Genomic DNA, 22,857 nt, shown 5'->3' with positions numbered 1-22,857 from the left:
TTTAAAAAAACGGAGCAATTCTATCAGCGTTTTTCACCAAAAAAAATATTTCGTATTTAAAGCATCATGAAAATGCAAATAGCCGCTTTTAAATGAAATTAAACGACTTTAAAAGGAAGAAAAGGACGATTATTCCGGTTTAAACAATACCGAACCGTCTGCCTTAATTTGCCACCAGTTGATGGGGTTCATATGGTAGCCGCCTGCTTTGGTGCCGCGGGCATCGGCTAGTTGCTGCACGCTGGGTTGCACGTAGCCGGTCTCGTCAGTAACCCGGCTGGCTATCTCGGTAGCCGTTCCATCCCACTCCCATAAATGCCTGAAATAGGTATGTGCCTTGCTCAATACCGGGCCCTGTAAATTAGCATCCAGCCAGGTTTTACCCCCATCGGTGCTAACCTCAACTTTGGTAACCTTACCCCGGCCGCTCCAGGCCAACCCCCTGATTTCCAGATATCCTGACTTGATTTTGTTCGGATAAACAGGATAAGTAATAATAGACCGCGCATCCATCTCAAAGCTAAACATCCTGATTTTGTCCTTGACTGGGTAGGTGTATTTAGATGTTTCCTCGCGGGTCATCCACGGCTCGTCGCCTATCTCAATGCGTCTCAGCCATTTAACATTCATATTACCCTCCCAGCCGGGGAGCAGCAGGCGGGCAGGGTAACCCTGTTCAGGCCGCATAGCTTCGCCGTTTTGGGCGTAGACAATCATGGCATCGTCCCAAGCTTTATACATTGGTACACTGCGCGTTAGCACCGCTGCGTCTGACCCTTCAGCCAGGAACCATTTGGCAGCATGGCTGGCGCCAACCTCTCTGAATATGGTGGAGAGCATGACACCGGTCCATTCACTTTGGCTGGTTAAACCCAGGATATCCTGCGGGGTCATTTCCTCTTTGCCTGTCCTGAAATTACCGGCGCATTCTAAAAAACAGGTACGGGCGACAGCGGGGAAACTCTTCAGATCGGCCAGGGTAAACTTCATGGGCCTATCTACCATGCCATGGATCATCAGCTCATATTTAGCCGGATCGATATCTGGAATACCCGCATGATGGCGCTCGTAATGCAGATCAGACGGCGTAATGGTGCTGTACATATCCTGCAAAGGCGTACGCGATGATATGTCAGAAGTGGTTTTTACCGGATTTTCATATTTAGAGCGCTGCCCCAACTTGCTCGTCCCTCTGCCCGGCGATTTCGTGGGGTCATCGGGTGGTATTAATCCCGGTAGTCTTTTAGCTAAAACTTTATTTACCGGCAACAAAGCGGCGCCTAAAACGCCGCCTAAAAGGCCCCGTCTGCTGATCTTTGGGTATTTCTTTTTATCCATGGCGGGCTATTTTATTTCAGGTCCGCCTTTGCGATCGTCAAAAACAAATAATTTCCGGGCAGGCATTACCACTTTGGGTAGTGTCTTTGCATTTTGGATGGTATCTGCCGTGACATGGTTCGCGTTAAGCAAATAGGCAGAAAGGCTATAAACTTCTGTATTAGTCAAAGAGCCAGGCTGCGGGTAAGGCATAGCACGACGGATGTAATCAAACAAGGTAGTTGCATATGGCCAGTAATTGCCTATGGTTTTGTTCCTGGCTTTTAGTACGGTATCGCTTATCAATGCCGGCCCTATTGTTTTCACCTCGACCTGGTTTTTACCGCCTTCGCCGTGGCAGGCCACACATTTTTGTACATAAATAGCACGACCTTTTGAAACCGTTCCTTGCCCTATAGGCAACCCTTTGCCATCAGGCCTTATATCAATATCCCAGGCATCTATCTCGACCTGGGTAACCGGATGGCCAAAGCCAAATTTTGCCGGCCATTTATTGGTGTCGGTTGTAGCAACGCTACTTTTGGTCGCGCGATATTTGAACGAGGATATGCCAATCATCATCAACCCGATCAAAAAAATAGCGGCCAGTTGTTTCATGTCTTTGGTTTAATAAACCCAACCGCTGCAATTAAATTACAGTGGCTGGGCCATTAGCTATTTAGCTCATTAATATTTACCTGCACTCAACGTGCTTTTTGGTAAAATGTAATGACGATCATACCGATCAAGCACTACATATATCGAATCTTTTTTATCATTAACCCCCGACAGGATAACCCTGTTACCATCGGTAGTATCATATTTCAGGATCATACGGGCGCGTTTTGGCTCGCGTTGTTTTGCGGCAAACTCGCGGTCGCGGCGGGTAGACCATGCTGCGGGATCAATCATTTTACTCTCGTCGCCAATGTGTTTCCAGGCTTCGGGACTTATCCAATTATCGGGCTTATTATTTTGATTTTTTGGACGATTGCCACGGCCACCTCTGCCGCCGCCGCGTCTGCTGCCTAATGCCGCCACTGCATTTTTATCTTGTAGATAAAGCACTTTGTCAACTGTATCAGCATAGTAGTGAAAAGCACGCTCGCCGCCTGCGACACCCGTGATTTCGAATGTACGCTGGATATCATGCATCGGGCTACCGCCACCGTTGGATGGATCAATAACCACCGGGTGATTAACCCTGAAGCTTAAAGTCGTCCAATTCTCGAAAGTTGCTTCCTGCCAGCGGGTAGTGTCGTTGGGATTGTAGGCTAATTCTTGTCCGTTGATCTTAAACTCGGTTACGTGATAATTACCACGCAGTGTTTTTACACCCGCTGTTGATGGTTGCTTGTAAGGGTCATACTTGAAATTGATCACCTCGGTGTACGTCAGTACGCCAAAGAAAATTACAAAGGTTAATACCTTCAACACAATACGGGTGTATTTCAATCCGGGTTTGCTGAAATCAGGATATACGCGAGGATAGAAAGTATATTTTTCGCGGATGATCAAATTGTACAGTGATGGGATATAATCCACAATCAGGAACAACGACAACAACACGAAATAGAAGGCATAAACATGCACGCCACCATCATAAGCGTAGTTTACCAACGTGATATCAAACAAGGCCCCTGCTAAAAGTATCGCTCCAAAAAGAGTGGTTTTACGGAAGAATAACATACCACCCGCAACAATCTCCACAATGCCGCCAAACACCTGGTACCATGGCACAATACCTACCGACATCCAGTAGATTTTCTGTGCGGTGAAATCGCCAAAGTTGCTATTCAATAAACCCAGTGACGGATAAGGCATTTGCGTTGGGAACAGCTTGGTGAAACCAAAGCCAATGATACCAATACCGGCACGGTAGCGTACCACCACACGAATCCAATAGTAAAGCAGGTTATATGATTTTGATTTACGATCTAACAGCGTCCAGATCAAACCACCTACTATACCGAACAATAAGGCAATGCCCCAATCGGTGTAATCGGCAAAGAAATTTCTCTTCGGCGGTAAGGCGACATTGTTGTCGTCATTCGTGTTTTTTGAACCCGGAGCCACGGCAACTAATGCGGTAGTATCTTTTGCTGATGTACTAGCTATCGTATCGCCGTGATGGTGGTGCCCATGACCGCGTGCAGTATCGGCACCGGCTAATTCATTTTCGCTACCATCATGGTGATGATGCCCGTGGTGTTGTGCGGTATCTGCACCAGCTAAAGCATTTTCGCCACCGTCATGATGGTGATGATGGTGTCCGTGTCCGCCAGCGGTATCCGCTTGCGCTACGTTACCTCCGCCATCTTCATCATGGTGATGGTGATGATGTCCTCCGCCATGGCCTTGAGTGGTATCAGCCTGAGCTATATTATTATCGCCGCCTTGATGATCATGATGGTGATGATGGCCTTCGCCGTTTCCCTGATTGCCTGCAGCTAAGTTCTCATCGCCGCCGCCGCCGTGGTGATGATGATGACCGCCACCATTTGCATGGCCTGTATCAGCAACAGTACTGTCTGCTCCGCCTGCATTATGGTGGTGATGTCTGCCGCCTTTGCCGCCACCTTTTTGGTTATCGCCACCGTCGCCTCTTTCTTGTGGAAGCGGCGCACCGTCTACGTCGCCATAATTTGGGCCGCTACTAAACCAACGCTGAAAGCTTGGTTGAAAACGGGCGATATCGTATATATCCCGGTAATGCGGGCGAAACCAATTCAATGTAACCACATTGGTATACCAACCTGATGTCGACGGAATAGCCATCGCCAGGAAAAATATAAATGCAATTCGGAATATTAATTTTTTTGACCAGGACCATGGTGCCGGTACCGGTTTAGTATCTTCTGCTGGTGTTATGTTGTTAGCCATTGCTATTGAGATTAAAGTTTAAGTACCTTGCGTCTGCCCAAATTAATCGGGTATTTTTTGTCAACTTTGTTGAGCACTACATAAAGCGAATCACGGTTTTGATCCAGGCCGCTCAGGATAATGGTAGCGCTATCCGGGCGGATGTAGTTTAATGAAATTTGCTCTTTACGGTAATGCGGATTTTTGTTGGTTAACAACAAGGTTTGCCCAATTGTATCAGTTACATAACTATAGTAATGCCTACCGGCAGAGCCTAGTAATTCGTAATTTCTGTCCTGATCTTTTTGCGAGATCTGCTCGTAGTTGGTCGAGTCTAAAAGTACCGGGCGATTAGAGCGAACACTCAAAGTTGCCCATTTCTCAAAAACAACATCGCGCCAGCGTACAGCATCGGTTGCCGAATATGGCAGCACTTTGCCATTGATCCTGAACTCACTCACGTTATAAATACCGGCAGCTTTTGCCAGGCCTTTTCCTTTTGGAAACTGGTATGGGTCATGATGATAACCTGAATAGGTTTTGGCGCCATATAAGAAAACAAAGAAGAAAATAATCAGCGTTTTTAAGCCCAGACGCACCGTTCTTTGCGTACCCACAAATACGGGTTTGTATGGGTTAGGCTCAGTTGGTTTCTCCAACGATACCAGGCTGTAAACCCTTAAAGCATCAAACCAAAGCACCAATGTTGCAAAGCTGATCAGGTAAAAGCTGTACACATATTCGCCACCCTCATAAGCCAGATTAGAGATGAATACGTTACCGGTAAATACCAATATCAGCATAGCACCAAATGTTGCTGTCTTTCTGAAAAGCAACAGCAAACCTGCCAAAATTTCTACGCCGCCTAAAAAAGCCTCATAGCCGGGTACAATACCCAGGCTCATCGAGAAAATCTTCCAGTCATTAAAATCGCCGTAGGCGGTGTTTAAATTACTGATAGAGGGGAATGGCGACTGAAGCGGAAAAAACTTCAAAAAACCATAGCCAATAACGCCAATAGCCAAGCGATACCTGACGATGGTTCGGAGCCAGTAATAAAGTTTATCATAGTCTTGCTCTTTGTATTTAGAGCGGTTCCAGGCAAATGCGCCGATTAGCGCCAGCGCCAATACAATGATCCAGTTAATAAAACTATCCGTGCCCGGGATAAACTTAGGCGACAGGCGCGTAAGATTAAAAATATACCCATAGCTTAAAAAGTTGGGGCCGAAAAGAAATTTAAACAGGTCGATGCTGAGCGGCAGCGCCTGGATAACAAAGAACAGGAAGACGAAGCGGAAGATATTCTTCTCGCCGTCGCTCCAGTCTCGTTGTGTTTGGTTGTTGGTAATGTTGGACATAAAATTTAGTTAGTTTAAAGATGACGCCGGGGGCAGAATCGAACTGCCGTAAATGATTTTGCGGACCATAACCTCGCCTCTCGGTCACCCGGCATTTTTTAAATGAGGCAACCGGAAAATTTCGGTTGCCTTATTAGTTTTTGTTTATTTATCGTCGTCGTCAGCTTTTGTAGCAGCGCCTTTTCTTGGTTCTTTAATTACCTGCCTTTTTGCCAGGTCATATTTCTGGCCTGCACTTAAAAAGAAGAAGGGACCATCAGAAGCCGTAAAATCTTCGCGACCATTAACCACGTGTTTTTCGCCGGTGTTAACGATGGCGTTGTAATCATAAATAGCGATGAAGGATTTGCCCAATACCTGCAGGGTATCACGTTGCACTAACACTGCAGTGGCCTCATTCATACCAATGCCGATTAGCTGTGGCGCCTTGCGGATGAAATCGGTTAGATCAAATTCGCGGTTACGCACCAGGATATGTTGATCAATCGCTGAGTTTTTCAGGAAACCCAAACCCTGGGTATGATCGCCCACTAAGATCTGCGCACCTTTGGTATCACCGCGCCAAAGGAACGAACCTAAAATACTGGCACCTGCCGAGCTGCCTGCAATTACACCGCCACGGTCCAACACTTCTTTAAAAGCCAGGTGAGTTAGTGTGTTCAGGTAGGAGTCGGCAATGCGCCATTGGCGGCCACCTTCAAAATAAACCGCAGTAGCTTTTTTAAGCGGCGCGATGAATTTTTCGCTGTTGGCTTCCCGCAGATCATTGGTATGCAGCAGGGTGACGTTTTTAATGCCCGTCTGTTTTTTAACCTCGTCTACGTCTTTCTGATCATAAGCGGCCGAGTCGCCCACGGCAGCGGTAATTACCACCACTACTGCTTTGTCTTTGCCACCTGCCAATTCTGTGAACTTGTCCCAAATATCGCGCTGCGAACCAACGTTACCGCCAATGATGATCAGGCTGCCTTTTTCAGGTCCGTGCCTGGTGTCTGATTTTTTTACAGTGATAGGTGATTGCTGTGCAAAGGCCACATTGCCTATCGCTGCTACGATCAATAATAAAATGCTTAATTTTTTCATGATAAGTAATTCTGATATATTCAATTAATAATAACCAGGGTTACGGTTGTTGCCGGCTAAATTCGGATCAACCAGGGTTTCGTTATAAGGTATTGGAAACAGGTAAAGATGTTTGTCAGGCAATGACAGTACAGTTTGCGCACGATCTGTTCTCACCAGATTGAAGAAGCGATCCGTCTCAAACGGAAACTCCACCTGACGCTCTTTTTCAAGTGCTAATAAAATATCCGATAAAGTTGCGGCTGTACTTGCGGCAACGCCCGCACGGGCACGTACTGCGTTAAGATCTGATTGTGCGCTGTTAGCACCCGTCAGGTTTCCTTGTTCGGCACGAGCTTCTGAACGGATCAGGTAAAGCTCTGCTACGCGGATGATGTAAGCAGGGTCGGTACCCAGCGGGTTACGGTAATATAATTTACCATACCACAACAGGCCCGGGGCCGCGGTCTGGCCAATTAAGGCGTTGCGATTACCGCCTACTGTAGGGTCATTCAATAAGGCAACCAACGGATTTCCCGGAGCCCATTCTCGGCGACCGCCCGATGCCGGCGGTAACCACCAGGTGCTATGATTATTGGTGTTTGAGATAGTGTAGGCCAGCTCAAAAACAGACTCAGCTGTAGGAGTTGTGATACTATTGGCAAAAAAGGCGCTGTAAGGGGTTACCAAATTGTAGTTGGCATTATCAGCCAAAACATCTGTAGCAAATTGCTCTGCCAGGACCCAATTTTTTTGATACAGGTAAAAACGGGCTTTAAGCGCTTGTACTGTTCTCAATGTAACCCGGTTACGGCTTACGGTTGTAGGCACCAATGGTTCGGCAGCGTCTAAATCGTTTAATACTTGTGCATAAGTATCGGCCAGACTGCTGCGTGGAATGCCCACGTTATCTGTAGATGCGTAGGTTGGTTTTAACACCAATTGTACGCCACCCCAGCCGCGCGCCAAATCAAAATAAGCCAGCGCGCGTATAAAGTGCGCTTCGCCCAGGTATTGATTTTTCAGTGCGGGGGTTAAAAGCGGATCGGTGAGGCCGGGTACTTTATCAAGGATATAGTTTGCCTGTGCAATGGTTTTATAAATGGCTGTCCAGGCCGACTGTACGTTACCATTGGTAGCAGAGGTTAAGTGTTTGTTGATCTCGCTTGGGTCTGATTGCGAACCTGTCCATTGAATATCACCTCCTGAAAGGTATGATAAGGAAGGGAAATTTGAACCGTAATAACTGTTTGAACCCAACAGGTTAAATAAACCATTTACTGCCGTTGCGGCAGTACCTGCGTTAGTTATCGCTTCAGATTGATCAACCTGTAATTGTGGCTGCACTTCTAAGAACTTCTTGCACGAAGTGAAGAGCAATAGCAGAGAAAATATATATGTTGCTTTTTTCATGATTAAGTGCTTTATGTTTAGAATGTGATGTTTGCACCTACTTGTATAGTGCGCGGAATTGGCGGAGTGCCCAGATCGTAACCTAACACAGTAGCTGATGATGATACGTTGATCTCAGGATCCGGGCCTCTATATTTGGTCCACAACCATAAGTTTGAGCCACTAACGTATACTCTTACCGAAGAGATATGCGCTTTTTCGGTGATGCTTTTAGGGATATTATAACCCAGGTTAACATTGCTTAAGCGCAAGAATGAGCCATCTTCGATGTTACGTGTGGTAGGGCTAAGGGTATAGTTTAAACCGTATGCGGTTAACCTTGGCATATCGGTAACATCACCCGGCTTTTGCCACCTGGTTAACTGGCGGGTATCCATGGCACGCGCAGCGTCGCGGGTACCCCCGCCTTCCAGGAAGTAATCATTGTTGTTGTATACTTTATTGCCATATACAAAGTTGAAGAATACACCCAGGTCAAATCCTGCGTAGCGGAAATTATTGGTGATACCGCCCGAAAACTTAGGCAAAGCGTTACCCACAGGCTCCAGGTCGCTTGAGTTGATCACACCATTATGATCGTAATCGTCATATACTGCGTTACCTGTTTGCTTATCTACATACAGCTGTTTGTAAGCATAAAAAGTATACATCGATTGGCCCTGCACCATGCGTTCGGCCGCATATGCTGCCACTACCGGTGTAGGCAACTTGGTTATCTTGTTGATGTTGCGAGAGATGTTGAAGTTGGTAGTCCATTTAAAAGGGCCGTCCAGGTTGGTGCTGCTCACACTAAATTCGAAACCCTTATTGCTCATTTCGCCGGCATTAGCCAGGATAGAGCTAAAACCCTGGCTTGATGCCAGTGGAAGGTTCAACAGCAGGTTGCTAGTATATTTATCATAATAATCGCCCGTGAAAGTTATGCGATCGTTCAATACGCTCAGATCTAAACCGATGTCAGTCTGGCGGGTGCTTTCCCATTTAAGGTTAGGGTTTGCCAGTTGGGCAGCGGTAGTTCCGGGATTATTCTGGTAATTGTTACCCGCACCCCATAAACCGCGTGAGGCAAAGTCGCCGATACCGTTTTGGTTACCGGTAACACCTATTGTGGCTCTCAATTTCAGATCTGAAATAGCACTAAAATCATTCAGAAAGTCCTCTTTCTTAATTCTCCAGGCTACACCTGCCGAAGGGAAATAACCCCATTGGTGGTTGGCACCGAAACGGGATGAACCATCTGCACGAATACTTCCGTCAACGTAGTATTTACCGTCATAATTATAATTCGCGCGGGCAAAGAACGATGACAGTTTATAACTTGTAGCATATCCCGAAGAAGTGGTGCTGGCTGCAGAAGATAACTGCGTAAAAGAATCGTTAGGATAGTTGGTACCATTGGCTATTGTTTGGTCGTTTGTGGTACCCTGAAGAGAGTTACCTATCAAGGCACCTATATTGTGTTTACCAAATGCGTGGCTATAGGTTAATGTTTGCTCATCCGTCCAGATGGTGTTGTCGCTTAAAGCTTCAGACCCTGAATTATGATTTGCAATACCAATGATGGTCAAACTATTCCAGTATTGCGACTCCTTGTATTGGTTATAGTCAACACTCCAGCTGGTTTTGAACTTCAGATCTTTGGTGATCTTAACCTCGGCATATAAATTACTGATGACCCGGTTACTGGTACTGTTCATGTCGTAATTATTTAACAGAACATCCAGGTTATCAAAGCCTGCCCACCTGGCGGGGCTGCCGTCTGCGTTAGTTGGTGGCAGGTAGGTTGGTGTATGTAAGGCAGATTGCAGTACACCACCCTGCGGACCATCGCCCACGCGGGCATTAGTACGGTAAACCTGGGTAAAGGTGTTGCTGGTTCCAACAGTTACATAGTCGCTTATTTTTTGATCTAAGTTCAGCTTGAACGAACCGCGTCTAAAATCATTGGTTTTCAGATCGGCTTGTTGTTTGTTTAAACCGCCGCCTATATAGTAGGTAGTTTTATCGTTACCGCCTGATACTGACAGATCATAATTCTGCAAAAAGCCGGTGCGAAAGGCTTCGTCCAAACGATCGTAAGTTGGCTGATTTTGCGGAAGGCCGCGCGGTGCAGGTGTCGCGGCCGGATTATCGGTAAGTGCTCTAAATGGCAGGTATTTATAAGTTGCCGCTCCGGCGGTGTTTCCGGCAGCAATAGCATCGGCCTCAGAGTTTGTATAAAATTCATTAATCAGCTCAGCATGCTGAGGGCCTGTTACCAGATCCCATAACTTAGGCGCTTTAGCTGCGCCAAAATAAGTGCTTAGGCTTACTTTAGGTGCGGTATTGTATTTACCGCGTTTGGTGGTGATCAAAATAACCCCGTTTGCTGCACGAGCACCATATATCGCTGTCGCGTCTGCATCTTTTAAAACGGTTACACTTTCAATATCATCCGGATTGATATCGGCAAGCGGGTTGTTAGCCTGGCCCTGGGTGGTAATACGTTGTAAAGACGAGCTGTTTACATATACGCCATCAATTACATACAAAGGATCATTGCTGGCATTGATTGAAGTGGTACCACGGATACGGATAAACATTGCATCGCCCGGCACACCAGTTGAAGCGCTTATCTGCAAGCCCGCAGCTTTGCCTTGTAATTGCTCTTCGAAAGTTGCGGTGGGCTTGTCTTTTACCTCGCCAACGGCGATAGTAGAAACCGAACCGGTGATGGATTTACGGGTTTGGGTACCGTAGCCCACAACCACAACATCATTTAGCTGGCTGTTTTGTGCTTTTAATCTTACATTAACGGGGCTGCCATCAACAACAACTTCCTTTGTTTCATAGCCGATGTAGGTTATTACAAGCGTAAAAGGCAGTTTTTGGGCGGTTATCAATACAAATCTACCGTTCGCATCTGTTGTCGCGCCATTGGTTACACCTTTAATGCGTACTGCAGCACCAATCAATGTTTCTTTAGATGCTGAGTCTGTAATCAGTCCTTCTATTTTTGAATTGCCTGCCGGTACTTCTTGCTGGGCAAAGGTGTGATGAGGTAAGGCTAAGCCTATGAGGAGTAAAAGTAAACTGAAGGGTATAAACGTTTTTTTCTTACGGATAAATATTTCCATATTTAACAAGTTTTAGTTAATGATCTATTCATTGCTTTAACTGGGGATGAATATCAGTGAGTGATTGGCGTTACAGAGCTGATACTTCATCGTGACCGGCGAGGCCTCCTTGCCGGTTCATTTTTTTATCTTGATTTCAACACATATTTATTTTCTGAATTTTATTGGGGTAAGATGTGACAATGCCGAAGCAGCGGTGTCTAAACGCGCTTGTCTTTCAGATTAACAGCAACACATGCACATGACATCTCTTGAAAAGATGTTTACAATTGCTTGAGAAGCAATCTTGTAGTTTGGGGCGTATGAGCTTTCTGTTTTCATGATGACGCGACAAACATAAAAACAATAATTTAATCTACCAAATCTATAGATTAAGTATTTTAAAATAATTAAGCTTTCCCCGGAAAGCGTATCGATATTTATCTTTTTAACACAGGATCGAAGAATATCCCGCTTAAAACAGCATTGTCGCCCCTTACCAGGTTTATCCTGAATTTAGCTGATTTATTATAAGTGTACGTTAAATAGGCTCCCCCGGTAAAATCTTTAACTACTTTAACCGGGGCAATTAGTTTCAAATTAGCCGCGTCAAACATTTCAATGGCAATTTTCCGTCCTTTCATGTCCCAATCCAAAAAGTAGAGTGATACCTTATACTCGTGCGTACCCTTTACCGCGATAGTTGAGGTGAAGGTATAACCTATTTGATCTGCATCTACCGCATACAGAGAGGTTGCGTTTCTGGCTCCTTTATTAGTTGCGTCCGGCGCCAGGGCTCTTTTATCGCCCGTGTTTGATTTCCAGACCACATTATCTGGTTTGCCATTACCTTTAACCTTATAAAAATTGACAGAGGAAACGTAAGCGGGCAATTTGCTCTTATCGTTCCCATCATCATTATAGTCGCAAAGCACATAGCCATCCTTTCCATACTTACCGCCCCAGTTACCACTGGTAGTAGAATCAATGCCCAGGTACCGGGCAGGATAATGTGCCAGTTGTTCAATATACTTTGGTGTAGTACCGTCATATGTCACATCTATTTTATAATCTCCAGACTGTACGCCGGTAAGGTAAATAAACTGCTCATCCTGACTTGCGCCGCTTATGCCGTTGACAGAATGATAGATACCGTTCCATGCCAGAACTCCATTGATGGTTATGCCGGTAATCTGCTTTTCGACTTTTGGTATACCGATCCGTCCAACCGCGTCGACAGGGACCGATAGGCTACAAATACCAGTAGTTGTGTTGAAGCTTGCAGCGATAGCCCCCAGCGGCGTTGGTGTTTTCCCGGAAACACTGGTTAGCGTACGGCCTAGATGCGGCAGCACATCAAATGTTTTAAAGCCGGGCGAGGTTGGTTTGATACCGAGCACTTCCTCGCTCAACCATTTGGTAACACCGGCACCCCAGGGGTGGCAAAGGCTGGTAAACCCACATTGGTTATTAGGCACAGCGCCATTTTTCTCAATAACTGCGTTCCATGACGGGCGGTAATCTTCAAAGAAAGTAGTACCGCCATAGTTAATCTCGCCACCCCACAGATCATGGATAGAACTCAATGCGTCATCATACTTATTCATTTGGGCAAATGCCTGGATAACGAAATACTGATTAAAGGGCGAGTAAGAGACGCGATTCACCTTATCAGTAAAGCTCTTTTCATAAATGGCCTGCTTCTCGTTAGTGTTTAACAAACCTGTTGTAACCGCATCCGTGCCGGCATGCAGGCCAAAACTCTGATACCAGTTTGTATCCTTCTTTAAAGCGGCGAACTTCTCGGTTGCGTAGCTTTGGTACTTGTCCCGCAGATCCATCCGGCCGCATAAAGCCATGGTCTCGGCAAACTGTTTCCACACACGGATAGAGAGCATTTTGTAGGCGTTCTGCGTTTCGGGGTTATCGGAGTGCTCAAAGCCCGCGCCTAAGCGTTCGTCCCAGCCGTAAAACTCCAGGTGAGGGTTGGTTCCATAAACCTTATACGCATCGTCCAGTTTACCGCAGGCATTATCGATGTATTTATTGAGGGTTTCGGTGTCGCCGGTGTATTTGTAGTAGTCAATCAGGCTCAGTACCCAATACAGCGCATAGCTGCGAATACCGTTGCTTTGGGTCGAAGTATAGTCGATGTTTCGCTTTACGAAATCAAAATTGCCAAAGGCTACCATCGATGCTGCCTGGGCAGGGTGGGCATCGCCGGTCCAGGAGTACCTGTCACCGCGGTTCATTAATATCGCACCCATATAATCTTTAAGCAGGTTCAGCTTTACGGTGTAAGCGCCCGTGTACCAGATGCGGGTTAGCATGGTGTCACTGCAGGCAAAGCTTCCTTGATAGTTAGTAGGCTTAATTTGGCAAATCAGCCGCACGCCGGTAATGTGCCATGTTTTTGAGAAAGACCGCACATGGATAAAGCCAAAGCGAACGCCTTCATAAAGCTCCTTGTTCAACTCCAGGCGATAGGTATTGCCATATTTTTTAGGTGTCAGTGTTTTGGTGGGATAACCCAGGGCATGAGCCGGCGGCGGCTGATTATATTCGCTGATACTCATCTCTACCCTGCCGCTCAGATCGGGGCTGTCAAACTCCAGCCAGGCTGCGTTCTCTTGCCCAAAATCAAAGCAGATATCGCCTTCGCCGTTTACTTCTATAGTATTGTTCTTTTTAAAGTCTTTGGTATTGAAGCTATGCGCGTCTGCCGTCCAACTTTTAGGTTGCAGCACATAGCTCTCCAACCCATCGCTGGCTTTGGGATTGGCCCAGGTATAGTTTACCAATGGATCGGGCGATAGCGGGTTAGCCTTACCGGTTTTAGTTGCAGACAATGGCGGATACAGATTGCCCTGCGCCTGCACGCGCTGCTCAAAAATTGATAATAATATCACAAAGACAATCGCTCGTATCGGGTAAGTCATCATAAATGGTTTGAACAGGCTGTTATAATTGGGTTCTGTTAACGAATGTACAGCCATCCCCTTAATTTGTCATTGTCTTAAAACTGCTAATTATTGTACTTTTTGATAAAAGTGCGACCGCTTAAGGCATGTTAGGTGATCCACGCGAGAATGTGGATCAGATGGATCACCCTAAAAATACAAAATATTTACAATCAAATAGTTATCCAATAACTACTTTAATAGCTGGATCAGTTTGGATCACTTTTTATGACTTTTAAGTCTTTTTTGGATCACCTAAAAAGACGATTTTTATTGCTGAAATTTGTCAACCGAAACCTTTAATTCTGCCGGACGTTTATCCTAAAAATGATAACAATCTATGAACGCACGCGGACAAGCTTATTATGCCGGAACCAGCGGACTGGTACTGCCGGTGCCTAATAAGCTAAGCTATCCGCCAGAATTTCAGGACCAGCCAAGACTGGTATATTATGCCGCGCTATTTAACAGTATCGAGATCAACAGCTCTTTTTATAAAATCCCGCAGGCGGCTACCTTGCGTAAATGGGCCGATCTGGTACCCAGCCATTTTCGCTTTACCTTCAAACTTTGGAAAGGCATTACGCACGAAAAAGGCTTGCAATATGCCCCCGCCGACCTCGATCGATTTATCAACGCTATAAATGCCGTGGGAGCAAAAAAGGGCGCTTTACTGGTTCAGTTTCCACCCAGCGTGCGCGAAGGGCAATTTCTGCAGATCAATAACTTGTTAAATGAGGTGCGCAACGCGGCGCCCGACTGGGATGTTGCCGTGGAGTTTCGCCATCCGTCACTATATGCCGACCGTACTGACCAATTACTTACCGGCTTAAATATGTCGCTGGTTATTCATGATCTGCCCGCCTCCGCATCCCCGCAAGAACCTTTGAATTTACCTTTCGTTTACCTTCGCTTTCACGGGCCAAACGGTGGCTACCGCGGTAGTTATGATGATGCTTTTTTAAACGAGCAGGCCCATAATATTCGAGAATGGATGGAGGCAAGCAAGCGGGTTTATGTTTATTTTAATAATACGATGGGTGCTGCGGTGGATAATTTGGGGGTGTTGAATGGGGAGGTGGGGGCATACTAAGTAAGCAGGGCACGAGTACGCTGCGGTCATTTCCACCGCTGCATACCCGCGCCAGAAGATTTTTCGACGCACGTATTGAGGCACAACGTATTTACAGCCAATTTATTAACCATGCGGCACGCTTAAAACAATCAGTAATACACCAATTAACAATAAGCCAGCATATACATATTTAAAAAACGACTGCCCTTTGAGCCTGTGATTAAGATAGCGGCCCAGGAAAACAGCCGGGAAAACAGCCGGAAGTGATATCAAAAAATCTATGATAACGTCCCGCGTAATTAATCCTTTTGACAGATAGCCAATCAGGCCGATTAAGCTGGCTGGCAGAAAATAGCCCTGCAACGTGGCGCGAAAGGTCTTGGCGTCCCAATTACGCAGGTTACCATAAACTACCAGCGGTGGCCCATTTATACCAAAAGCGCCTCCCAATATACCCGAAAATAAACCACAAATAAAAAGCCATACACGGCTGTCTTTTTCAAGCCTGAAAGCACTTTTACCAAACAAAGCATAAAGACTATAGGCAATAATTAACAAGCCAAGCCCGGTTTTAACCCAAAGCTCATTACCATAAGTAAGAATAAGCAGTCCAAGCGGGATGCCGGGGATAGCAAAAAGTATCAGCCATTTTGCACTGTTCATTTCAATTTGGCGGTAATCTTGAGCCACAACAACCAAAGCAACTAATACGGATATCAATACAGAAAGAGGCACAGCTACGTTGATGGGGATAAATAAGCAAAACAACGGTACAGCTACCAATGATTCGCCGAAACCAAAAGTAGAACGAACAAGAGTAGCCAGAAAACTGATAATGAAAATGCTGATAACAAGTGTAGTCATGATATATTTTTTTAAAGCTGCGCCGACGGTACAAATCGCGACGCAGCCTATTAGTGTTAATTATTGGACTTTTCTTGCAGCAATGGCTGCATCTACAGAAAATTTGCCCGCTCCGCTAAATATCAGCACAAGCAATCCTGCTATATAGACCAGGTTTATTTCGTAACCCGGCGGGCCAAAAAGTGGCCCGTGCGGGGTTAGGCCAATTGTGTTAACGGCGCTATAACCATAATGGATGTGAATAGTAAACATTGCCACTAACATTGTAAAAATAAGCGGCACGGCACTAAGGCCTGTAAATAGCCCTATAAACAATGTAAAGCCGCCCAATAGTTCGATAATCACCGAAAGCCATGCCATTATTTGCGGCATGGGTACATGTAATAGCGTTAATAGTTGGGCAAAATGTTCTGGCCCCCGGCTAAGTTTGGCCCAGCCGTGGGCCATAAAAGCAAAGCCTATAACCAGACGTAAAAATAAAGGGGCAATTTGCCGATAGTCTTTACCGGTAACAGAGAAAATAGGATGTTTCATGATTGTCTTTTTTTTTAAATTAAATAGCGAATAACCCCGTTCCCGACCAGGCTAAACAACGCGTTGATAATTAATAAAAAAGATCAGATCAATAATGAACGATTGCGGAGGTAAATAGGAAGTTGATGGCTATTAGCGGCCACCGGTAAAGGATGGAAACGATTGTTTGCGCCGACCGCGAAATTGCATAATAGAAATGCGGCGATCAGGCTCGTCAAAAACAAAGGCGGCCCACTTAGCGGTCGACCGGTAGTTGGAATAGCCTTGGCGACAATCGTTATACAGCAATCGTCGTGTGCTATGATCTTGCCATATTCGGGTATTTTTTTTGTGGTATTTGCAGGCGTAGCATGCGCAATCGCAGATAATGTATTCCGTAATGGGCAAAAACCAAATACCAGGTATATCGCTGTTAATAACAACGTTTTCAATCCTTGTAAATACAATGCTTTGTTTTTCAACCGGGTATTTTTGCGTTGGCGCCGCTCTGTAAGCCAACCGTTTTTTGCTATCATCAAAGATAATATTTCTTACCCGACATTGCGATATACGGCTGTCACAATCTTGTTTCGTGACAGGTCGTATTAAGTATAAGTCCCCACTGTTCGCTCCGCTGTCAGGAGTTTGCAAACCGGACGATCTGCTTTTAGCCATTTCCCCAAATAACACCACAACTCCCCCAAAAACTACCATACAGCTATCAAATTACAACCCTATATTTGATTAGGATAGTTAACATCAAATCATGGAACAAAAACTCCCTTTACCACCCTTTAATTTAGAAACAGCAAAACAAAAAGTACAGCTGGCAGAAGATGCCTGGAACTCTAAAGATCCGGAGCGGGTATCAAAGGCGTATACGGTGGATAGCGAGTGGCGCAACCGGGATACTTTTATTAATGGCCGCGAGGAGATTGTAAAATTCCTGACCGCTAAATGGGAAAAGGAGCATCAGTATAAATTAAAAAAAGAGCTTTGGGCCTTTACCGATAACCGCATAGCCGTACGCTTTGAATATGAGTACCATAACACAGAGGGCGAATGGTTCCGCGCGTATGGTAACGAAAACTGGGAGTTTGACGAAAACGGCCTGATGCAGAAAAGATATGCCAGCATTAATGATCTGGCCATCCGTGAGTCTGACCGTAAATTATAATTTTTTAAACCGCTTTTTATCAACCATCTAACTTTTCCAGGTAATTACCTTCACTTAATTATAATGCAATAGCATCCTTACAGGGCAACTTTGGTAGGCGCATTTCCGTATCTTAGCATTACAGATTGATCTGCGCCGTCATGCCCAACCGCTTGTATACTTTTACCCATGCTATTGGTGCCCGCTGGCGCTGGCTTGTCGGCAATCCGTCCGACTTCAGGCTGGAAGCCCGTGTTTTCCATTCCACCAGTCTCGGTATCGTTTTACTGGTGGCCGCCTATTTTCCGTACAACCTGTTTGCGGGCATGTATGTAGCTGCGCTATCATGTATATTATATTGCGGTTTCTTTTTATACGAATACAATCGTTCGCGTTTTCAGGGCTTGCCACATCGTAGTTTCCTATTCGGCTTGATGGGCCTGGTGCTGCTTTCTATTAATTATTTTGCTAATGCCGGCATAGAGGGTTCTACCGATTTGATCTGGCCGGTGTACCTGTTGCTGTTGCTAACCATCTGCCCTTACCGGCTTCAATGGGCCTGGGTAATTACTTACCTCATTGTGTTTGGGCTGGTACACGTGGCAGAGCATCAGTATCCCGGCTTGGTAAGCTATCCATTCCGCGCCGGCAAAGGTCAGTTTACCGATCGCATCACCGCGTTTCCGTTACCGGTAATTAGCATGGCTATCATCATTAGTCTGTTCAGGCGTAATTATGACCGCGAAAGGACCCACGCAATGCAGCGCGATGAGGAAAAAAACCGATTACTGTCCATCTTATCGCATGACTTACGGGCGCCCTTCGTTCAGGTAAGGCAGTACCTGGAGCTTCTTGATGATACCTCTCTTTCTACCGGGGACCGCGCACAAATGGAACAAACGCTGCGACAGGCAAACGATCAGACACTGGACCTGGTAACCAACCTACTGTATTGGTCGCGTTCACAACAAAATGGTGTGGCGATACGCATTGCACAACTGGACTTATTGAATACCCTTAAGAGCACACTGGCAATTGCGCAAGCACAGGCAAAACAAAAAGATATTTTATTAGAGCAACAAATAGACCCGGCAATCATGGTTAGCGGCGATGCTGATATGTTACAGTTAGTGGTACGTAACCTTTTACAGAATGCCATTAAGTTTACACCGGCGGGAGGGACAATAAGGGTTACTGCTGAAACCGTTGAGGGCCGCTGCGTATTGAGTGTCAATGATACCGGTGCAGGGATAGCGCCTCAACAGGTAGAAACCTTATTCTCTGGCACTGTAGCGCCAACCTATGGCACCGCAAATGAAAAAGGTGTGGGCCTGGGCCTGCAACTTTGCCGCGACTTTATGGAACGCCAGGGCGGTAGCATCACTGTAGAAAGCCGGGTTGGAGATGGGTCGCGATTTATTATAGCGCTGCCAGGCACTTAGTTTCTGATTTGTAAAAAAACAAATTTGGGTATAGCAACACGCTGCGGAAATTCGAAATTAGCCGTCGTACAATAACATCTATCCAAATAAAAATTGCCATGAAAAATATCGAAGACATTGCAGCACGGTTAATTACCCTTTGCGCAGAACGCCAATTTGTTCAAGCTTACCAGGAGCTATTTGCAGAAGAAGCAGTGAGTATAGACCCGAATTATAAAAATGAACCGCTGACAGGATTGAAAAATCTGATTGAACGCGAAGAAAAATTCCTCGCCTCGGTCGACCTGCATGAAATCAGCTTATCGGCACCTATTCTTGCAGGGACTTATTTTAGCGTGGCTTTTTACATGGGTTTTACTCCCGCCGGCCAGGAGCGTAAATCATTTAAAGAAATTGCCGTTTATAAAGTGGATGGTGGTAAGATTGTGAGTCAGCAGTTTTTTGTTGGATAACCCTGGCAACCCCGGCTACTTAAGCTCAAAGCTTATTTTCTGTAAGCGCTCAGCATGAGCCATTAGTTTACCATTTATAAAACACATTAGCCCTTTGCCTTTGTGGTATTTAGTGCCGAATTTGTCGTACACGATGGTTAGTGTTTTGCCGTGATAACTTACATTATCCAGGCAAAACCAATTCCAGGTATTTGGCGGGATTAACGGGTTTATGATTACCGTGTTATCACTTTGCGGCCGCAGCCCTATCAGGCCCGAGATAACCAGATCGCAAAAGGTGGAATGGTTATAGTCTTTGCCGCGTTCCCTGCCACCTGCACCTTTCTGCCAGCCTGCTCTCTCCAGTATGGTGCGCGAGATCCAGTCGCCGGTATAGGGGTTCAGTACCTCGTCTATCCAGGGCAGCGTTTTGTCATCGGCGGTAACGCGTTGTTGCGCACCGGCATAAATAGCTAGTTGCTTGAAATAATCTGCCGGGCTAACCACATCCTGGCTATAATTATTTAAGACGTTTGCCAGGGCAGTCAATGTTACAGACGTTGAGAACGGCCAGCTCGGGCCGTTCCATTGGCACTCGTGGCCGGTATAGGCCAGCTTAAAACCGGGGGCATCCTGCCCGGCGCTGGTTAGTCCATAAGGCGCATAAAAACCTTTGGTCGATTTTATGTAAGACCAAGCCTGTTCATAGCCAGCACCCTGTGTCGGGATGTTAAAATACCATGGCGTATAACCCATAATTTCTTTGACAGCCACCAGCTGGGTTTGATCAAACGGCAAAACTTTAAAAAAGGAGTCTTTTTTATCCCATAGTTTGCTGAGGATAAGCGTACGCAAAGAATCAGCTTTTTGCGTAAATATCTTTGCTGTCGCGATGTCGCCTTTTAAGTGTGCAATTTTTGCTATGGCGATGGCATCGCCATACATATAAGAGTTAATGGTTGGCCTTTCACCGCTGCCACCTATGGACATTTCCATGCCGTCCCTGTCATCAATACTGCTAAACAAACCGTCCGGATTTTTGCCGGTAAATTTACCGCCTTGTATTTTACCCGTTTCCCATTGCCGGTAGCTTTTAACCAGGTCGGGCAGCAGTTTGGTAATGGCTCTAGCATCATGACTCACCTCGTAATTTGCCCAAAGTGCATCGGCAAACCAGTTGCTGTAGCTGTGCAGATCGCCACCTTTTTGAAGCCAGAAAACCGCATTGTCATTTAAATATTTAGTGTCCTTAAGCCACCTGCCCTCATAAAAATGTTGCCCCAAAGGGCAGCTGATGGTATTGTACTTACCCGACCACGGTACCTGCGGCAAAAATTCGGTTATGACATAACCATCGGGTGTAAGCTTGATATGTTTGCGATATGTCCACCAACGGAAATAATAAGTACGCTCAATATTTTGATCGGGACAATCCAGCAGCGGCATATTGTCGCGCAAAAAACCCCAGGCAGAGTCGTTTGGAAAATGTTCTTTATATAACTCGTCATCATCCCGGTTAAACTGATCTATGAAAGCTTTATAGTTGTCTGCTTTCAGCAGAAAGTTTACCTGTGCGTGCAGCTTATCGGTACAAAAAAACAAGCATAACATGGTCATAAAAAAACCTGCCGAACTGCGCTTGTTATTCTTTTTCATTTTAGGCCGATCAATGATATCTTAAAACCCGAGATCTCTTCCCTGGTGCGTAGCCGCGCCTATCTGCTCAACACCGTCATGCCGGCCATTGTACCATAACAGCCATTGCTTGCCGTCATAAATAGCAAAGGGTTTGTACACCGCGCTTGCATCCCAGCCATTACCGGGCTTTATAATAGGATTACCTGAATACCGCACCCAATTGGTAATGCCATCTTTTGATTTGGCCATCCCTATCTGCGCGTAATCAATATCTCTGAAACCGATGTAAAACATATAATATTGTCCGTTTTCTTTGATCACCTGGCAAGCGGTTACCTTGGCCTGCTCCCAGGTATGCGAGGGGTCATTTGCAAAAACAGGGTTACCTGTATATTTCTCCCAATGCAACCCATCCTTGCTGGTAGCGTAGCCTATAGCGTCCGGCTCATATTGTTCGCCGCCCGAATACCACATTTTAAACACCTTCGCTTCTTTATCCCACAACACATGCGGACACATTACCGCAGTTTTCTCCCAACCAACTTCGGGCGAAAGAACGGGTTTGGCGCTCATGCGCTTCCAGTGCTTTCCGTCGTTACTGGTGGCATAGCCAATCTTTGATATGCCATTGCGCCCCCCGGTTGATATTTGCCCGGTGTACCACATATGGTAGCCATCGGCGCGCTTTACTACAACCGGTCGGTTCAAATCGCCCTCCCAGCCTGCGGTAGAGTCGGGGCTTAAAACAATTTGCGGGTCGCTCCAATGAAAACCATCTTTGCTTTCAGAAATAGCAATACTTTTTTTAGGCCGCCATGAACAATACATTAGGTAACCACCAGGCACTTTCAATACGCTGATGTCAAAAATGGTCCCGAATTTAGCCGGCAAAACAGGGTCATTACCGTATTTCACCCATCCCGATGGTGTATTTTGACTGTAAGTTACATTTACTGCAAATGCAAACAGTGCTACAAAAAGTAATCGTTGTTTTCTCATTGGTTTATTTATCGGTTTGACGACATAATATACGGCAATTATACAATTATTTAACGCATCAAGGCTAGGGTAAAGCTTAATGTTTAACCAAACATTAAGCAGCATCGGCCTTACGGTTAGTAAATCCTTTCGTGCAATATTTTAATTTTTAATAGTTTTCGTATATTTGAGTTCTACATAGGCTTTCTTAGCAGAGACCCACTACACCCCGGTAATTATTTAAAACCAGAAGGAGTATTTAGTGTTGTCACCTGTATACAGTATTTAATTCTTAAAACTCAAAAGTAATGTCAGGGGTGAATAAAGTTATCCTGGTCGGCCATTTAGGCAAAGACCCGGAGTTGAGATATTTGCCGGACAATGTTGCGGTTTTAAGTTTCCCACTTGCCACGTCCGAGTTTATCGTCAAGAATGGTGTTAAAACAGAACAGACCGATTGGCACAATATTGTGATGTGGCGTTCATTAGCCGAGGCAGGCCACAAAGTGTTGCGTAAAGGTAAATTAGTTTACGTGGAAGGGAAATTGCATACCCGCTCGTTTGAAGACAAAGAAGGTGTAAAGCGCTATACAACCGAAGTAATACCCGATAACTTTATCGTTTTAGGCCGCAGCAGTGATTTTGAAGTGGAAGAACTGCTACAAAAAGAAACCCACGCCGGCAAATAGG

At 45.6% G+C, this 22,857-nt stretch carries 18 protein-coding genes and 1 tRNA gene; 5 read left to right on the top strand and 14 right to left on the bottom strand.

Annotation, left to right across the window (positions count from 1 at the left end; genetic code table 11):
- Positions 1-129: 129 nt before the first annotated feature.
- The 9 genes from soxC to HB679_RS15900 form a co-directional block, all read right to left on the bottom strand.
- Positions 130-1,338 (bottom strand): sulfite dehydrogenase, encoded by a 1,209-nt coding sequence (gene soxC, locus HB679_RS15940; protein ID WP_214073005.1) that lies wholly within the window; start codon positions 1,336-1,338, stop codon positions 130-132.
- A 6-nt stretch (positions 1,339-1,344) separates the two neighbouring features.
- Positions 1,345-1,935 (bottom strand): cytochrome c, encoded by a 591-nt coding sequence (locus tag HB679_RS15935; RefSeq protein ID WP_214073004.1) that lies wholly within the window; start codon positions 1,933-1,935, stop codon positions 1,345-1,347.
- Positions 1,936-2,004: 69 nt separating this feature from the next.
- A complete protein-coding gene (locus HB679_RS15930) occupies positions 2,005-4,200 on the bottom strand; it encodes a hypothetical protein (protein ID WP_214073003.1) in 2,196 nt (731 codons plus the stop codon).
- 11 nt (positions 4,201-4,211) lie between these two features.
- Positions 4,212-5,540 (bottom strand): DoxX family protein, encoded by a 1,329-nt coding sequence (locus HB679_RS15925; RefSeq protein ID WP_214073002.1) that lies wholly within the window; start codon positions 5,538-5,540, stop codon positions 4,212-4,214.
- A gap of 23 nt (positions 5,541-5,563) precedes the next feature.
- Positions 5,564-5,634 (bottom strand) — tRNA-Cys (locus HB679_RS15920).
- A gap of 50 nt (positions 5,635-5,684) precedes the next feature.
- The gene (locus tag HB679_RS15915; RefSeq protein WP_214073001.1) at positions 5,685-6,623 is read right to left on the bottom strand and encodes a cyanophycinase; all 939 of its coding nucleotides are present in this window, start codon (positions 6,621-6,623) and stop codon (positions 5,685-5,687) included.
- A gap of 24 nt (positions 6,624-6,647) precedes the next feature.
- Positions 6,648-8,015 carry a RagB/SusD family nutrient uptake outer membrane protein gene (locus tag HB679_RS15910; RefSeq protein WP_214073000.1) on the bottom strand — a complete coding sequence of 456 codons (1,368 nt, stop codon included), beginning with the start codon at positions 8,013-8,015 and terminating at the stop codon, positions 6,648-6,650.
- Positions 8,016-8,032: 17 nt separating this feature from the next.
- Positions 8,033-11,131 (bottom strand): TonB-dependent receptor, encoded by a 3,099-nt coding sequence (locus tag HB679_RS15905; RefSeq protein WP_214072999.1) that lies wholly within the window; start codon positions 11,129-11,131, stop codon positions 8,033-8,035.
- Positions 11,132-11,550: 419 nt separating this feature from the next.
- On the bottom strand, positions 11,551-14,106 hold the full coding sequence (locus HB679_RS15900) for an alpha-L-rhamnosidase C-terminal domain-containing protein (protein ID WP_214072998.1): 2,556 nt from the start codon (positions 14,104-14,106) through the stop codon (positions 11,551-11,553).
- 304 nt (positions 14,107-14,410) lie between these two features.
- Here HB679_RS15900 and HB679_RS15895 point away from each other — a divergent pair, with 304 nt between their 5' ends.
- On the top strand, positions 14,411-15,163 hold the full coding sequence (locus tag HB679_RS15895; protein ID WP_214072997.1) for a DUF72 domain-containing protein: 753 nt from the start codon (positions 14,411-14,413) through the stop codon (positions 15,161-15,163).
- Between the two features lie 105 nt (positions 15,164-15,268).
- On the opposite strand, the gene HB679_RS15890 is transcribed toward HB679_RS15895, so the two are convergent.
- From HB679_RS15890 to HB679_RS15880, 3 genes are all read right to left on the bottom strand, one after another.
- A complete protein-coding gene (locus HB679_RS15890; RefSeq protein ID WP_214072996.1) occupies positions 15,269-16,009 on the bottom strand; it encodes a sulfite exporter TauE/SafE family protein in 741 nt (246 codons plus the stop codon).
- 60 nt (positions 16,010-16,069) lie between these two features.
- Positions 16,070-16,543: a DoxX family protein gene (locus tag HB679_RS15885; protein ID WP_214072995.1), complete on the bottom strand. Its 474-nt coding sequence runs from the start codon at positions 16,541-16,543 to the stop codon at positions 16,070-16,072.
- An 83-nt stretch (positions 16,544-16,626) separates the two neighbouring features.
- Entirely contained in the window at positions 16,627-17,058 is a 432-nt protein-coding gene (locus tag HB679_RS15880) for a hypothetical protein (RefSeq protein ID WP_214072994.1), read from the bottom strand.
- Between the two features lie 230 nt (positions 17,059-17,288).
- Here HB679_RS15880 and HB679_RS15875 point away from each other — a divergent pair, with 230 nt between their 5' ends.
- The 3 genes from HB679_RS15875 to HB679_RS15865 all read left to right on the top strand — a co-directional run bounded on the left by HB679_RS15875 (position 17,289) and on the right by HB679_RS15865 (position 19,572).
- Entirely contained in the window at positions 17,289-17,699 is a 411-nt protein-coding gene (locus tag HB679_RS15875) for a nuclear transport factor 2 family protein (protein ID WP_214072993.1), read from the top strand.
- Positions 17,700-17,839: 140 nt separating this feature from the next.
- The gene (locus HB679_RS15870; protein ID WP_214072992.1) at positions 17,840-19,120 is read left to right on the top strand and encodes a HAMP domain-containing sensor histidine kinase; all 1,281 of its coding nucleotides are present in this window, start codon (positions 17,840-17,842) and stop codon (positions 19,118-19,120) included.
- A gap of 98 nt (positions 19,121-19,218) precedes the next feature.
- Positions 19,219-19,572 carry a nuclear transport factor 2 family protein gene (locus HB679_RS15865; protein WP_214072991.1) on the top strand — a complete coding sequence of 118 codons (354 nt, stop codon included), beginning with the start codon at positions 19,219-19,221 and terminating at the stop codon, positions 19,570-19,572.
- A gap of 15 nt (positions 19,573-19,587) precedes the next feature.
- Here HB679_RS15865 and HB679_RS15860 read toward each other — a convergent pair whose 3' ends face one another.
- Together HB679_RS15860 and HB679_RS15855 are read right to left on the bottom strand one after the other, a co-directional pair.
- Positions 19,588-21,207 carry a glycosyl hydrolase family 65 protein gene (locus HB679_RS15860; protein WP_214072990.1) on the bottom strand — a complete coding sequence of 540 codons (1,620 nt, stop codon included), beginning with the start codon at positions 21,205-21,207 and terminating at the stop codon, positions 19,588-19,590.
- Between the two features lie 21 nt (positions 21,208-21,228).
- Positions 21,229-22,188: a family 43 glycosylhydrolase gene (locus tag HB679_RS15855; protein ID WP_214072989.1), complete on the bottom strand. Its 960-nt coding sequence runs from the start codon at positions 22,186-22,188 to the stop codon at positions 21,229-21,231.
- Between the two features lie 287 nt (positions 22,189-22,475).
- On the opposite strand from HB679_RS15855, the gene ssb reads away from it, so the two are divergent.
- Positions 22,476-22,856 (top strand): single-stranded DNA-binding protein, encoded by a 381-nt coding sequence (gene ssb, locus HB679_RS15850; RefSeq protein ID WP_214072988.1) that lies wholly within the window; start codon positions 22,476-22,478, stop codon positions 22,854-22,856.
- Position 22,857 lies beyond the last annotated feature (1 nt).

Origin of the sequence: Mucilaginibacter sp. dw_454, assembly GCF_018449775.1 — a bacterium.
Lineage (GTDB): Bacteria > Bacteroidota > Bacteroidia > Sphingobacteriales > Sphingobacteriaceae > Mucilaginibacter.
Note: the sequence above shows the minus strand (reverse complement) of the source record. Positions and strands in the feature narration are given on the sequence as shown.